The organism is Ornithinimicrobium sp. F0845 (assembly GCF_023015765.1).
Taxonomy (GTDB): Bacteria; Actinomycetota; Actinomycetes; order Actinomycetales; family Dermatophilaceae; genus Ornithinicoccus.
The window spans coordinates 311,415-325,388 of record NZ_JALKAL010000001.1 but is presented as its reverse complement, the minus strand read 5'-3'; the positions used below and the strand labels follow the sequence as shown (position 1 = coordinate 325,388).

The 13,974-nt window shown below is 70.6% G+C and carries 12 protein-coding genes; 2 read left to right on the top strand and 10 right to left on the bottom strand.

Going from position 1 to position 13,974, the window contains the following annotated elements; all coding sequences use genetic code 11:
- Position 1 precedes the first annotated feature (1 nt).
- The 3 genes from MWU75_RS01465 to MWU75_RS01455 all read right to left on the bottom strand — a co-directional run bounded on the left by MWU75_RS01465 (position 2) and on the right by MWU75_RS01455 (position 4,052).
- On the bottom strand, positions 2-910 hold the full coding sequence (locus tag MWU75_RS01465; protein WP_247087735.1) for a sugar ABC transporter permease: 909 nt from the start codon (positions 908-910) through the stop codon (positions 2-4).
- 32 nt (positions 911-942) lie between these two features.
- Entirely contained in the window at positions 943-2,559 is a 1,617-nt protein-coding gene (locus MWU75_RS01460; RefSeq protein WP_247087733.1) for an ABC transporter permease subunit, read from the bottom strand.
- Positions 2,560-2,681: 122 nt separating this feature from the next.
- Positions 2,682-4,052 carry a maltose ABC transporter substrate-binding protein gene (locus tag MWU75_RS01455; RefSeq protein ID WP_247087731.1) on the bottom strand — a complete coding sequence of 457 codons (1,371 nt, stop codon included), beginning with the start codon at positions 4,050-4,052 and terminating at the stop codon, positions 2,682-2,684.
- Positions 4,053-4,341: 289 nt separating this feature from the next.
- On the opposite strand from MWU75_RS01455, the gene ugpC reads away from it, so the two are divergent.
- Positions 4,342-5,424, top strand: a complete 1,083-nt coding sequence (gene ugpC, locus MWU75_RS01450; protein WP_247087730.1) for a sn-glycerol-3-phosphate ABC transporter ATP-binding protein UgpC — start codon at positions 4,342-4,344, stop codon at positions 5,422-5,424.
- Between the two features lie 90 nt (positions 5,425-5,514).
- Entirely contained in the window at positions 5,515-6,756 is a 1,242-nt protein-coding gene (locus tag MWU75_RS01445) for a DUF4032 domain-containing protein (RefSeq protein ID WP_247087728.1), read from the top strand.
- Between the two features lie 423 nt (positions 6,757-7,179).
- Here MWU75_RS01445 and MWU75_RS01440 read toward each other — a convergent pair whose 3' ends face one another.
- From MWU75_RS01440 to MWU75_RS01410, 7 genes are all read right to left on the bottom strand, one after another.
- Positions 7,180-9,288: a S9 family peptidase gene (locus MWU75_RS01440; RefSeq protein ID WP_247087726.1), complete on the bottom strand. Its 2,109-nt coding sequence runs from the start codon at positions 9,286-9,288 to the stop codon at positions 7,180-7,182.
- Positions 9,289-9,292: 4 nt separating this feature from the next.
- Positions 9,293-9,745 carry an NUDIX domain-containing protein gene (locus MWU75_RS01435; RefSeq protein WP_247087724.1) on the bottom strand — a complete coding sequence of 151 codons (453 nt, stop codon included), beginning with the start codon at positions 9,743-9,745 and terminating at the stop codon, positions 9,293-9,295.
- Positions 9,746-9,750: 5 nt separating this feature from the next.
- On the bottom strand, positions 9,751-10,698 hold the full coding sequence (gene rlmB / locus MWU75_RS01430; protein WP_247087722.1) for a 23S rRNA (guanosine(2251)-2'-O)-methyltransferase RlmB: 948 nt from the start codon (positions 10,696-10,698) through the stop codon (positions 9,751-9,753).
- Positions 10,699-10,719: 21 nt separating this feature from the next.
- Positions 10,720-12,162, bottom strand: a complete 1,443-nt coding sequence (cysS, locus tag MWU75_RS01425) for a cysteine--tRNA ligase (protein WP_247087720.1) — start codon at positions 12,160-12,162, stop codon at positions 10,720-10,722.
- 76 nt (positions 12,163-12,238) lie between these two features.
- Positions 12,239-12,685, bottom strand: coding sequence for an SRPBCC domain-containing protein (locus tag MWU75_RS01420; protein WP_247088113.1), 447 nt, complete (start codon positions 12,683-12,685; stop codon positions 12,239-12,241).
- Positions 12,686-12,761: 76 nt separating this feature from the next.
- Positions 12,762-13,460: a YidC/Oxa1 family membrane protein insertase gene (locus MWU75_RS01415; protein WP_247087718.1), complete on the bottom strand. Its 699-nt coding sequence runs from the start codon at positions 13,458-13,460 to the stop codon at positions 12,762-12,764.
- A 123-nt stretch (positions 13,461-13,583) separates the two neighbouring features.
- On the bottom strand, positions 13,584-13,910 hold the full coding sequence (locus MWU75_RS01410; RefSeq protein WP_247087715.1) for a hypothetical protein: 327 nt from the start codon (positions 13,908-13,910) through the stop codon (positions 13,584-13,586).
- Positions 13,911-13,974 lie beyond the last annotated feature (64 nt).

Genomic DNA, 13,974 nt, shown 5'->3' with positions numbered 1-13,974 from the left:
ATCACTTGACGGAGCCCTGGGTCAGACCGCCGATCAGCTGCTTCTGCAGGGAGAGGTAGACCAGCACGACCGGGATGGAGGCGATGACCGCACCCGCGACGAACTGACCGAAGTAGCGGTTGACGTCGGCGTTGCGGGTCTGCCACAGGCCGACCGCGAGGGTCTGCTGGTTGACGTCGGTGAGGAAGATGGAGGCCAGCAGGAACTCGCCCCACAGCCCGACGAAGGCCAGCATCGCGACGGTGGCCAGGATCGGGGTGACCAGCCGCAGGGTGATCGTGAAGAAGATCCGGGCGTGGGAGGCGCCGTCGATGTAGGCAGCCTCGTCGAGCTCCTTGGGCACGGTGTCGAAGTAGCCCTTGAGCAGCCAGATGTTCGAGCCCATGGCACCGCCCAGGTAGACCAGGATCAGGCCGGCCAGGGTGTTCAGGCCCACCGCGGGCAGCACGTTGCCGACGTTGGCGAAGGTGATGTAGAGCGCGCCGAAGGCCAGCACGGCCGGGAACATCTGCAGCAGCAGGATGGCCAGCAGCCCGGTCCGGCGTCCTGTCCACCGCAGCCGGGAGAAGGAGTAGGCCGCGCACGCCCCGAGGAAGAGCGTCGCGATCGTCGAGACCACCGAGATGATCATCGAGTTCTTGAACCAGGTCCAGTACGGCCGCGCCGGGTCGGCGAACAGGTCCTTGAAGTTGTCGGTGCCGAACCTGGTCGGCATCAGCCCGGAGGTGGACAGCGTGCCGGCGTTGTTGAACGCCGAGGAGACGATGAACAGGATCGGGAAGAGCGCGAACACCAGGGCCAGCAGCGCCAGGGCGTGCCGCCACCAGACCCCACCACCCTTCTTCCGCCGGCCCGCCGGAGTCGGGGCCGCCGTTCGCTGGTCGGCGTTGCTCACGTCGATGGCAGCCATTTCCCCGCCTGCGGGGGTGCCTGTGGTCATCGTCAGTTCACATCCTCGAGTGCCTTGGTGGACCGGAAGCCCTGATAGCTGATCAGGGCCACGATGAAGAAGATGAAGACGGCGATCGCGGAGGCCAGGCCGAAGTTCGGCTGCGTCCCGCCCAGGGCCAGCCGGTAGGCCCAGGAGATCAGCAGGTCGGTCGAGCCGACCTGGCTCTGGCCGCCGATGAACGGCCCGCCCTCGTTGAAGAGGAAGACCAGCCCGAAGTTGTTGAAGTTGAACGCGAAGGAGGCGATCAGCAGGGGTCCGACGGCGACCAGCAGCAGGGGCATGATCACCGAGCGGATGGTCCGGAACGGACCGGCTCCGTCGATCGCCGCGGCCTCCCGCACCTCGCCCGGAATGGACTGCAGCGCTCCTGTGCACACGATGAACATGTAGGGGAAGCCGAGCCACAGGTTGGTGATCAGCAGCGCGAGCCGCGCCATCCACGGGTCACCCAACCAGTTGATGTCCAGTCCGGTCACGCTGTTGATCAGCCCGAAGTCCTGGTTGAACATCGAGGACCAGACCAGCGCCGTGACGTAGATCGGGAGTGCGTAGGGCAGGATCAGCAGCGATCGGTAGATCCCCCTGCCCTTGAGTCTGGCGTCGTTGAAGAGCAGCGCCAGCAGCATGCCGAGCAGGAAGGTCGACACCACCGTGATGGCGGCGAACGCGAAGTTCCAGAGCAGAACCTTGATGAAGCCGGCCCGCAGGGTGGGGTTGGTCAGCGCCTCGGTGTAGTTGTCGAGGCCCACGTTCTCCAGCCAGCCCTGCGGCAGCGGCGGTCCGACGCCGTCCTGCGGGACGAAGTTGGCGCCCTCGGGCACGTAGACCCGGCCGGTGAGCGTGTCCGTGATGGTGTCCGTGGCCTCGTCCCAGACCTTGGTGGGCTCACCGATGAAGGCCTCGGACAGGCCGATCTGCTTGATGCCGCCCGTCTCGGTCGGGACCGCGAACTCGGCCAGGTCCGCCGAGCGGTCGTTCACCTCGCTGGCGCTGAGGATAGTAAAACCCTCGGCACTGGTGATCCGGCCGCTGATCCCGGCCTCGACCGTCGCCGGGTCGAGTGGTTCGACCCCCTCGAGGTCGCCGGCGAAGAAGTTCCCGTCGGGGTCGGTCAGCAGGTAGGTGAGGTCGCCGGTCGCCGCGTCCTGGCCCTCGGGGACCGCGATGTTGAGCGAGAAGCGGGCGGAACCCTCGACCGGGCGCACCGAGCTGGCCTCGATGGCACTGATCGCCTCCTCCTTGGAGATCAGGTGTCCGTCGCCGTAGTTGGTGAACGAGAGGCTGACGGTGTAGATCAACGGCCAGATCTGGAGGGCCAGGGCGAAGAGCAGGCCGGGCAGCAGGTACTTCAGCGGGACCGCACGCCTGGTCGAGTAGACGGCCAGGATGCACATGGCCACGAAGGCCACCAGGATCACCATGAGCCAGTGGCCGGCCTCGATCAGCTCCTGGGCGACGTAGAGCAGGACAGCCAGTGCCAGCGCGATCAACGCCCACTTCACGACGGTCAGCCAGAGCGGCGGCCGCGTGCCGTAGTCCAGGTGCTCGGGCTCGGCCAGGTGGCTGAGCTCGGCGTCCTCCGGTGGGGTGGTGGCCTGCTGGGACATCGTCGTCTCCCTGGGTGCCAGATGTTGTCAGGGTGGGGTCGTCGGGGGGTGGTGCTCAGGGGGCGGTCCCGGCTGGACATTCGCGGAGAGGTCCAGCCGGGACCGGGTCTAGCGGGTGGTCATCAGCCGATCCCTGCGACGACCTCTTCCTGTGCGGCGGTCAGGCGCTCGGCCGGGTCCGCGCCACCGACGATGTCGGAGGTGGCCTGGCCCAGCGGGCCCCAGACCGCGTTCATGGCGGGGATGTTCGGCATCGGCAGGGCACCCTCACCGGCGGCAGCCCACGCGGCGATGTCCTCGTTCTCGGCGGAGACCTGGTCAAGCGCCGCCTGGAGGGCCGGCGGGCGGTCGCCGGCCTCAAAGAGCGCCAGCTGCAGGTCGACGCTGGGGACGTACTGGTTCACGAACTCCTGCGCGATGGCCGGGTTCTTGGCCTTGGAGGAGACGTAGAACATCTGGACACCCAGGAACGGGGTGGTCGTCCCGCCGTCCTCGAAGTCCGGGATCGGGTCGATGGCGTACTCGATGCCAGCACCCTCGACGTTGGCGATCGCCCACGGGCCGGACACCATGTAGGGGGTCCTGCCCTCGCCGAACAGGGCCTCCATCTCGGTGCCACCGACGTTGACGTTCAGCGCGCCGTTCTCGGCCAGCCAGGCGATCTTCTCGCCGCCCTGGATGCTCTCCGGGGAGTCGATGATCACGTTCTGGGCGTCCCAGCCACCCTCGGCGTTGGTGCCGAAGATGCCACCGCCGTAGGCCGACAGCCACGGGAAGGCGTGGTAGGCGTCACCCTGCTGGCCGACCGGGGTCACCATGACGTGGTCGGCGTCGCCGGACTCCACCAGTGCGGTGCCGTTGGCGATCAGGTCCTCCATCGAGGACGGCGCCTCGGGGGCCAGAGCGGTGTTGCGGATCAGGCCGAGGGACTCGGTGGCGTAGGGGACGCCGTAGATCTGCCCGTCGAACTTGGTGGCCTCGAGCGCCTCCGGGACGAACTGGTCCTGGACGTCCTGGGACATCTGGATCGGGGCGACGGTGCCGTTCTGGACGAGCTCACCCAACCAGTCGTGGGCTCCGACGATGACGTCCGGCCCCTGGTCGACGTTGGTGGCGTCCTTGAACTGCTGACGCACGTCGGTGGCCACCTGGACCTGGACGGTGATGCCGAACTCGGTGCCGAACTCGTCGGCAAACTCGGTCAGGATGGGGGCCCGGACGTCATCGGACCAGATGACCAGCTCGGCGTTCTGGTCACGCACGGGGGGCTCGGTCGACTCCGCGTCGTCGGTCGCGGGCTCCTCCGCGGCCTCCTCCGTCTCGTCGGCCGCGTCACCCTCGTCGGTGGCTTCCTCGTCGTCGGCCGGGGTCTCGGCCTCGGTCTCGCCAGCAGGGGTGGTGGGGTCGTCGTCGTTCGCGGCGTCGCCACCGCAGGCGGTCAGCAGGAGGGCTGTGATGCCCGCCATCGCGATCGCGCCGGTCGTGCGCTTCATGAGTTCTCCTTTGAACGGCAGTCCGCGAGGGTCGCGGCTCCGGGTCACGAGCCATGCCCGAAGGCACGTCCGCTAGCATGGCGCATACCTTACATTTTCTGCAAGATTTTGCAGATTGCAGTACGGTAACGAACAACAGTCACGGGCAACGCCGCCGGTGACCGGCCCCGGCAGGGCCGGACTCGTCGGGGCGGGGTCCCTGGCGAACTCCTGTCGGCGCCCGCCGGCGGGACCGTCCTTTACAACGGATCGTCCGGCACGTTCCTGCCGGTGAAGGAGTAGCCCCACCATGGCAACAGTGACATTCGACAAGGCCACGCGGATCTATCCCGGTTCCGAGATCCCGGCCGTCGACTCCCTGGACATCGAGATCACCGACGGCGAGTTCCTCGTCCTCGTCGGTCCCTCCGGCTGCGGCAAGTCCACCAGCCTGCGCATGCTCGCCGGACTGGAGGAGGTCAACTCCGGCCGCATCCTGATCGGTGACCGGGAGGTGACCGACCTCCCGCCCAAGGACCGCGACGTCGCGATGGTCTTCCAGAACTACGCGCTGTATCCCCACATGAGCGTGGCGGACAACATGGGCTTCGCCCTGCGCATCGCGGGCAAGTCCAAGGCCGAGATCCGCCAGCGTGTCGAGGAGGCCGCCAAGATCCTGGACCTGGAGCCCTACCTGGACCGCAAGCCCAAGGCCCTGTCCGGTGGTCAGCGCCAGCGCGTGGCCATGGGGCGCGCGATCGTGCGCCAGCCGCAGGTCTTCCTGATGGACGAGCCGCTGTCCAACCTGGACGCCAAGCTGCGCGTCCAGACCCGCACGCAGATCGCTTCCCTGCAGCGCCGCCTCGGCGTGACCACGGTCTACGTCACCCACGACCAGGTCGAGGCCATGACGATGGGGGACCGGGTCGCCGTCCTCAAGGACGGTGTGCTGCAGCAGTGCGACCCGCCGCGACGCATGTATGACCACCCGGACAACGTCTTCGTCGCCGGCTTCATCGGCTCCCCCGCGATGAACCTCATGGAGGGAGACGTCACCGACGGCGGGGTCCGCTTCGGCGAGGCAGTGCTCCCGGTCGACCGCAGCGTCCTGGCTGCCGCGGGCAGCCGGGTCGTGGTCGGTGTCCGGCCCGAGGACCTGACGCCGGGCACCGACAGCAACGGGCTGGCCATCGAGGTCGACGTCGTCGAGGAGCTCGGCGCCGACGCCTACGTCTACGGACGGCGCCCCGGCTCGGGGGCGGACGCCAACGCCTTCATCGCGCGGGTCGACGGTCGCACCCCGCCCGCCAAGGGCGAGGTCGTCCGCTTCGTGCCCAAGCCCGACCACCTGCACGTGTTCGACGCCGAGAGCGGGCTCCGACTCGGCGACTGAGGCCCGCGTCGCGCCCATCCTGCGGATGTACCGGGGTGCGGTCGGGCGGACACTGTCCTGACCGCACCCCGAGCACAGGGAGGCTCTACCATGCCACTGCAGATCACCGCCGCGCGGCCGGACCCTGCCATCCTCGACCTCCCCTGGGCGGTGTCCCTGGAGGACTGGCCGGAGCACCACCTGGCCGCGCTCCCCCGCGGTATCTCCCGGCACGTGGTGCGCTTCGTGCGGCTCTCCGGCGGGGTCATCGCGGTGAAGGAGATCAAGGCCGAGCTGGCTCAGCGGGAGTACCAGACGCTCCAGCTGCTCCGGCGGATCGGTCAGCCGGCCGTGGAGCCACTGGGTGTCATCGCCGGTCGCGTCGACGCGGAGGGCAACCCCTTGGACGCGTGCCTGGTGACACGGCACCTGAAGTTCTCCCTGCCCTACCGCGCCATCTTCAGCCAGCGGCTGCGGCCCGACACCGCGCGCCGGGTGCTCGATGCGCTCGCCGTCCTCCTGGTGCGGCTGCACCTCGCAGGGGTGTACTGGGGCGACGTCTCGCTGTCCAACACCCTGTTCCGGCGCGACGCCGGGGAGTTTGCCGCCTACCTCGTGGATGCGGAGACCGCCGAGGTGCACAACCAGCTCAGCGACGGACAACGACGCCACGACCTCTTCATCGCACACGGCAACATCGCCGGCGAGCTGATGGACCTGGAGGCCGGCGGCCTGCTCGCCGAGGACGCGGACGCGCTGGAGATCGCGGACCGGCTGATGCACCGCTACGAGCTGCTGTGGCGCGAGCTCACCGCGACCGAGCGCTTCGAGCGCGGTGACCGCTGGCGCGTCGACGAGCGGATCCGCAGACTCAACAACCTTGGCTTCGACGTCGGCGAGCTGGCCATGAGCACGGACGTGGACGGGACCCATATCCAGATCGAGCCGAAGATCGTCGATGCCGGTCACCACTGTCGTCGCCTGCTGCGGTTGACCGGTCTGGACGTCGAGGAGAACCAGGCGCGCCGCCTGCTCAACGACCTGGACGCCTTCCGCGCCTCCCAGGACCGACAGAACGACGACGAGGAGCTCGTCGCCCACGACTGGCTCTCCAGCATCTATGAGCCGGTCACCCGCACCGTTCCGCCGGAGCTGCGCAGCAAGCTGGAGCCGGCCGAGCTCTTCCACGAGCTCCTCGAGCACCGCTGGTACCTCTCCGAGCGCGCGGACTACGACGTCCCCCTGGAGGAAGCGGTCCGCGACTACGTGGACACCGTGCTGCCCAGCAAGCCGGACGAGGTCGCGGTCCTCGGCCTGGACACCCAGGAGATCCCGATCCGCACCAAGGGCTGAGCCGGCCGTCCTCCCCGGACCCCCGAGAGGGACACCACGACCCGCTCGCGCCGGCCCCTGCCCCCGTCCCCGCAGCCCACACGGCAGTCCCGCCGTTCGTCCGGAGGGCGGCACGAGCCCGGGAAATACCCCACGGGACGCCAAACCGTGGGTAGTTCCCGGGCACGTGCCACCCTGCCCGGCCACGATCCGCCCCAGTGCACCGACTCTCGACACACCTGGCCCTGGGCCTCGTCAAGAGTCGGCCAACTCGCGGGGTGAACGCCGGGCTGCTGACAGCAGGGGTCCGTTCTGTCACCATTGGGGGCGCCCGGACGAGCAGCTCCCGGCCGGACCCCCGCGATGCGCAGGACGCCGCGTCGGACATCGCCCGTCGTCGGCGGCACCACTCCGACGGGGTGTTCTAGGACGCGGCACGGGCGCTCAGCGCAACGAAACCCCGTGGGGCGCGTTGGGGTTCCTCGCGCTCGACAGGTTCTCGACCGGCACCGGGTCGAGGCCCTCGGGCGGGTCGAGCCCGAGCACCTGGGCGTAGAACGACAGCTCGGACTCCAGCGCCCGGACCTGGTTGTCCAGCGCGCGGAACCCGTGTCCCTCACCCTCGAACAGGACCAGTGCGACGGGCAGGCCCTTGGTGCGCAGCACCTCGGCCAGCTGCTCCGCCTGCGCCCGGGGGACCACCTGGTCGTCGGTGCCCTGCAGCAGGATCAGCGGCGTGGCCAGCCGGTCCACGTGGTGGATCGGTGAGCGCGCGGCATACACCTCCCGGCCCTCCGGCCAGGGCGCGACCAGCCCGTCGCAGTAGCGCGACTCGAGCTTGTGCGTGTCGGTCGCCAACGTCGCCAGGTCGGAGATCCCGAAGTGGCTCGCGCCCGCGGCGAAGACGTCGGTGAAGGTCGCCGCGGCCAGCGTGGTGAAACCGCCGGCGCTGCCGCCGGTGATCAGCAGGCGGGCGCCGTCCACGAGACCCTGCTCGGCCAGGTGGCGGGCCCCGGTGGCGGCGTCCTGGACGTCCACCTCGCCCCACCGGCCGTCGAGCCGCTCCCGGTAGGCGCGGCCGTAGCCGGTGGACCCGCCGTAGTTGACGTCGAGGACGGCAAAGCCGCGCGAGGTCCAGAAGGTCCGTGCGGCGCTGTGCCCCGGGACGGCCGCGGCGGTCGGCCCGCCGTGCAGGGTCACCACGAGCGGCGGCAGGTCCCGCTCGGGCGCACGGACCTGCGGGTTACGGGGCAGGTAGAGGAACCCGTGGGCCGTCTCGCCGTCTGCCCCCGGCCAGCTCACCGGTTCAGGCGTCGCCGCGTAGTCCTCCAGACCGCTCGGCTCCTCGGGGACCACGGGCGCCGTGGCGGCGGTCCGCGGGTCGACGGTCACCACCGTCGTGGGCAGGTCGGCCCGGGCCGCCTCGACGGCCAGGGTCCCGTCGGCCAGCACCGCGATCTCGGTCACAGCCGTGGTCGCCGAGTCCAGCACCTCGGTCGCACCGGTCGCCGGGTCGATCACGACCAGTTCCCGGAAGCCCTCGCGCGAGCGACCGCTCACCACCCGCCCGCCTGGCAGTAGGGCGTAGGTGGAGGTGTCGGGCACCCACCGGGGCAGGCCGAGGTCGAGCTGTTCGGTGGTGACGGCCTGCAGCCCGCCGCCCGGGCTGGAGACGTCGAGACGGTGCAGGTTGCTCCAGCCCGTGCGGTCGGAGAGCACCAGCAGCGTGGCGTCGTCCAGCCACAGCGGCTGCTCCAACGACTCGCCCGAGCCACCGGCGACCGTGTGGGCACGGTGCAGGTCCCCGTGCTCATCGAGGTCTCCCAGCCAGAGCGTCGTCTCGTGCCAGGACATGTGCGGGTGGTCCCAGGTGAGCCAGGCGATCCGCGTGCCGTCCGGGGAGAGCACCGGGTCGAGCACGAAGTCGGGTCCGGCGGTCCCCTCGTCGCTGCCGCGCTCCGCCCGGCGGCGCTCCTTCCCGGCCACGAGCACGACACCGAGGTCATCGTTGTCGCCGTCCAGGTCCAGCCGGACCAGGGAGTTCACCGGCTCCAGCGACGGCTCACGCTGGTCCTCCCGCAGACAGAACACCGCCCGCCGCGCAGGGTCGATCCGGAAGCAGGACCATCGGACAGCCCCTCCGGTGTCCGGGGTCAGCGCTCGCGGTTCATGTCCCGGTGCGCGGAGCCAGACCCGCTGGGTGCCGAAGTCGACCCACAGCACCGTTCCCCCGGCCACGGCATAGTCGCCACCGCCGTACTCCAGATAGCGGGTGCGCACGTTGTGACTCGCCGGGCTCACGTCCTCGACGGCACCACCGCTGGGCTGAGTGAGGCCGGGTTGGGTGGGAGCGAGGCGCCGCACCAGCGTGACGGCCCCGGCATCCTCCGGACGTGCCTCCAACCAGTAGAGGTCATCCCCGTCGGTCCGCGGCGACCTGCGACGGGTCGTCGCCGACAGGGTCTGGCGCCCGTCGAGCGGTGACGGCCAGGAGCCGTAGGGGCGGGTCTGCACGTGGTCCTCCACAGGGTCTTCCTTCAGGATCTCTGGCACCAGATCAGTTGACGTCGCCCAGCCACACGGGGCGGTCGGCCGGATCGGAGTTCAGCCACGAGGCCAGTGCCCGCGGATAGAGGGGCGAGCCGACGAGGTCGGGCAGCAGCACCCAGCGCACGTCGGTCTGCTCGGCGTCGGCCCCGGCCGCTGGGTGCTGCCGGTCGTCCACGAGGTAGCACCAGAACCAGAGCTCGGTCTGCTGGAAACCGGAGTCCCAGTCGGGGAAGTGCCGGGCACCGATGTAGTCCCGACCGCAGGCCAGGTCCCCCACCCGGACCCGGTAGCCGGTCTCCTCGAGCACCTCCCGCGCCACGTTCTCTACCTTCGACTCACCGAACGCCTGCCCGCCGCCGGGCGTCAGCCAGTACTCCCCCGTGTGACCGTGCAGGACCGTCAGCAGCAACCTGCCGTCGTCGACGACGAGACCCCGGGTCGCGGCACGGACGACGGGCACGACGCTCAGCTCCGCCGCAGGCGAGCGATCTCGTAGAGCGTCACGGCACCGGCGATGCCGGCGTTCAGCGACTCGGTGACCGCGGCCATGGGGATCGAGACGACCTGGTCGCACGTCTCGCGCACCAGCCGCGACAGGCCCTTGCCCTCCGACCCGATCACCACCACGAGCGGTTGGTCGGCCAGCTCGAGGCCGGGCAGCTCGACCTCGCCGTCAGCGTCCAGACCGATCACGAAACAACCGGCCTTGCGGTAGTCCTTCAGCGCCTGCGTGAGATTGGTGGCCTGGGCGACCTGGATCCGCGCGGCCGCACCGGCCGAGGTCTTCCAGGCGGCAGCGGTCATGCCGGCGGACCGACGGGCCGGCACGACGACGCCATGACCGCCGAAGGCACCGACCGAGCGGATGATCGCCCCGAGGTTGCGCGGGTCGGTGATGCCGTCCAGCGCCACGATGAGCGGGACGCCTGGCAGCTGCGCCGCGAGGAGGTCGTCCGGGTGCGCGTAGTCGTACGGTGGCACCTGCAGCGCCAGCCCCTGGTGCACGGCCCCGTCGGTCAGCCGGTCCAGCTCGCCGCGCGGGGTCTCCAACAGGGCGATGCCCTGCTCGGAGGCGAGCGCGATCGCCTCGCGCACCCGGTCGTCGGAGTCGATGCGGGAGGCGACGTACAGCGTGCTGGCCGGCACCTGGGTGCGCAGCGCCTCCAGCACCGAGTTGCGCCCCGCGACGATCTCGCTGCTCGCCCGGGTGCCGCCGCGACGCTGCGGACGCGGACGGTCGGCCTTGCTGTCCCGGTTGGCCCGGCGCGCGGCCGGGTGACCGGTGCGCTCGGTCGCCTTGGGCGTGGGGCCCCGCCCCTCCAGTCCCTTGCGACGCTGCCCGCCGCTGCCGACCTGTGGGCCCTTCTTGGCGCTCTTGCGCACCGCGCCCTTGCGCTGGGAGTTTCCCGCCATCGCGATCTACCTCGTCCTTCTCTAGCGGGCCAGCGACCAGCGGGCGCCGGCCGGGGTGTCCTCGATGACCACGCCGAGCGACGTGAGCTGGTCGCGGATCGCGTCCGCCTCCGCGAAGTCCTTCGCGGCGCGCGCGTCGGCCCGGGCGTCGAGCCGGTTCTGCACGAGCGCGGCCAGCACGTCCTCGGCGGCCCCGCCCTGGCTCCCGCCACCCCAGACGGGGTCCAGCGGGTTGATGCCGAGGACGTCGGTCATCGCCACCACGGCCAGGAGAGTATGCCGGACACTCGCCCGGTCGGTCCCGTCCTGTTGCTCGAGGGCCCGGTTGCCCTCGCGCACCGCACCGAACAGGACGGCGAGCGCCTCGGGCACGTTGACGTCGTCGTCCAGCGCCGCCGCGAAGCCCTCGGGGACAGCCGCGTCGGCCGACTCAGCCAGGAGGCCGTCGGCCGGCTCCCCGACCACCTCCAGGGCGCGCTGCAGATAACCCTCGATCCGCTCGACCGCCGCCTGCGCCTCGTCCAGTGAGTGATCGCCATACTCGATCGTGGAGCGGTAGTGCGCGGCGCCGAGGTAGTAGCGCAGGACCAGCGGGCGCACCGTCCTGGTCAGCTCGGTGACGGTCAGGGTGTTGCCGAGCGACTTGCTCATCTTCTCGCCGCTCAGGGTCACCCAGGCGTTGTGCAGCCAGAACCGGGCGAAGCCGAGCCCGGCGGCGCGGGACTGGGCCTGTTCGTTCTCATGGTGCGGGAAGCGGAGGTCGACCCCGCCGCCGTGGATGTCAAAGGTGTCACCGAGATACTTGCGGGCCATCGCCGAGCACTCCAGGTGCCACCCGGGGCGGCCGCGCCCGTAGGGGGTCGGCCAGGACGCCGTGGCCGGCTCGGTGGGCTTGGCGCCCTTCCACAGGGCGAAGTCCCGGGGGTCGCGCTTGCCACGCGGGTCGGCGTCGGCGGCCGGCTCCATGTCCTCGATCTTCTGGTGGGTCAGCTCGCCGTAGGACGGCCAGGAGCGCACGTCGAAGTAGACGTCGCCGCTGCCGTCGGCCGCCGGGTAGGCGTGGCCCCGCTCGACGAGCACGTCGATCAGCTCGACCATCTCGGTGATGTGACCGGTGGCCCGCGGCTCGTAGGTCGGCGGCAGGACCCCGAGTGTCTCCAGCGCCTGCGTGGTGGCGCGCTCGTGGGCATAGCTCCAGGCCCACCAGGGCGCTCCGTGGTCGGCGGACTTGGCGAGGATCTTGTCGTCGATGTCGGTGACATTCCGCACGAGGGTGACGTCGAGCCCGTGCCCGCGCACCAGCCACCGGCGCAGGATGTCGAAGGCGACGGCGAACCGGACGTGCCCGATGTGCGGCGCCCCCTGGGTCGTGAGGCCACAGATGTAGATGCCGACCCGTCCGGGCTCAAGGGGCTCGAAGGCCCGCAGCTCGCGGGTGGCGGTGTCGTACAGACGCAGGCTCACGCGGGTAAGGCTACCTGCGCAAGCGCGACCCGGCGCACGTCCCGGGGTCGGTCCACCCGGGACGTTCGGAGGCCGGTCAGTCCTGCAGTGCGGTAGCGGCGAACCGGGCCAGCAGGCTCGGCCACTCGGTGAACTTGTGGCGCTGCGCCGCGTTGTCCTGCTCCCACCCGCCGTGCGTCAGGGTCACCAGAGTGCCCCCGTCGGACGGCTCGAAGTCGACGACCAGTTCGGTCGGGTGGTCCCGGGGCAGGGCCAGGTGGAAGGTCATCGCGAAGCGCTCGCCGATCTCCCACTCCAGCACCTCGCCGATCGGGTAGTCCTCGCCGTCGTGGTGCAGGGCGACCACGCCACCCTCGACCTCCTCGACGTCCGCTCCCTCGTAGGTCGAGGGGTCCGACGTCAGGCGGGGGTCCCACCAGTCGCCGAACCGCTCGGTGAAGACCTCGAAGGCGTGCACCGGGTCGACGTCGACCTGGTGGGTGCAGACGATCGCGTCGGTCACCCGGTTCTGCTGGAGCTCCATCTCACCCACGCGGACCCTTTCCTGGCTCGAACGGATCAAGTCTGCTCCCCCCGAGCCCGGTCGCGCTAGGGGAGGCTCACAGGCTGACCATCCGTCGCACGGCAGCCCGCTCCACGAGCGTCCACAGGGCACTGGTCACCAGGTAGATCCCGGTCCCCAGCGGGAGCACGGCGACCGCGAACACCGAGCCGAACGACAGCCACGGCATGATCCGGTTCATCGTGGCGGCCACCTCGGCCTGACGCGGGTCGCCACCTGCGGCGGGTTCGACCAGGTAGGCGCGGGTCTGCCGCATCGTCAGGAAGGCGACCACCAGGGACACGGTGAGCAGCCCGACGAACACGGGGAGCCCTGGGCCCGCCGTCACCAGGTGGGCCGTCATCGGCACGCCGAGCATCGTGTGCTCCAGGACCGAGTTGACCTGGCCGGCGAACTCCGGTGCGGCGAACAACCGGTAGACGACGAAGAACACCGGGAGCTGGACCAGTGCGGGCAGGCAACCCGCGACCGGTGAGACACCCTCCCGCTGGTGGAGCTCGAGCAGCTCGCGCTGGAGCCGCTCGCGGTCCTTGCCGTGCCGTGCCCGGACCTCCTGCAGCTGGGGTGCGATCCGTTGCCGGTGCAGGGTGGCACGGTAGGTCGCGCGGTTGAGCGGGTGCAGCACGAGCCGCACCAGGACGGTGAGCAGGACGATCACCAGGGGCATCGGCAGCCACTGGGCGGTCCCGTCGATCAGGTGGTGGACGGGGAGCAGGAACGGGTCGAGCCAGGACATAGGGATCCTCCGGGAGGCACAGCGGGACGGGGGCGTCTCGGAGGTGCTGCGGCGATCAGGCGTGCGGCGCTTGGATCAGTCGGCGCGGGTCAGGCGTCAGTCGGCGCGGGTCTCGCGCGCGGATCAGCGGGCAGGGCTGGTCACGAGGACCTCCGCGGGGTGGCGCCCCGGAGCCCTCGGTTGTGGCCTGCCCGCCAGGCCCGGGTCGAGCAGCGGGATCGGAGCGCGACCCCACTGCCTGCGGAGCCGCCCTGCGCCCGGAACCACGGCGCCCGGCGCACCCAGCGCGATCGCGGCGACCGTCGTGGTGACGGCCATCCCGACCAGCAGCAGCACTCCGAGCCCGACCGCCAGCGTGGCGGAGTCCGCGGGGATGCCCGCGAGCGCACCGACGACGACAGCGCTCAGCAGCATCCCCAGCAGGGAGCGGCGCGGGTCGGTCTGGTGCACACCCACAGGATAGCCGCGAGTTCAGCTCAGGAGGTCGGCGCCTTCTCTCCCGCGCCCCGGTGGC

Excerpts from the sequence above, each read along its gene's own strand:
- MWU75_RS01465 (WP_247087735.1), bottom strand. The coding sequence starts at position 910 with ATGGCTGCCATCGACGTGAGCAACGCCGACCAGCGAACGGCGGCCCCG.
- MWU75_RS01460 (WP_247087733.1), bottom strand. The coding sequence starts at position 2,559 with ATGTCCCAGCAGGCCACCACCCCACCGGAGGACGCCGAGCTCAGCCAC.
- MWU75_RS01455 (WP_247087731.1), bottom strand. The coding sequence starts at position 4,052 with ATGAAGCGCACGACCGGCGCGATCGCGATGGCGGGCATCACAGCCCTC.
- ugpC (WP_247087730.1), top strand. The coding sequence starts at position 4,342 with ATGGCAACAGTGACATTCGACAAGGCCACGCGGATCTATCCCGGTTCC.
- MWU75_RS01445 (WP_247087728.1), top strand. The coding sequence starts at position 5,515 with ATGCCACTGCAGATCACCGCCGCGCGGCCGGACCCTGCCATCCTCGAC.
- rlmB (WP_247087722.1), bottom strand. The coding sequence starts at position 10,698 with ATGGCGGGAAACTCCCAGCGCAAGGGCGCGGTGCGCAAGAGCGCCAAG.
- MWU75_RS01420 (WP_247088113.1), bottom strand. The coding sequence starts at position 12,685 with ATGGAGCTCCAGCAGAACCGGGTGACCGACGCGATCGTCTGCACCCAC.
- MWU75_RS01415 (WP_247087718.1), bottom strand. The coding sequence starts at position 13,460 with ATGTCCTGGCTCGACCCGTTCCTGCTCCCCGTCCACCACCTGATCGAC.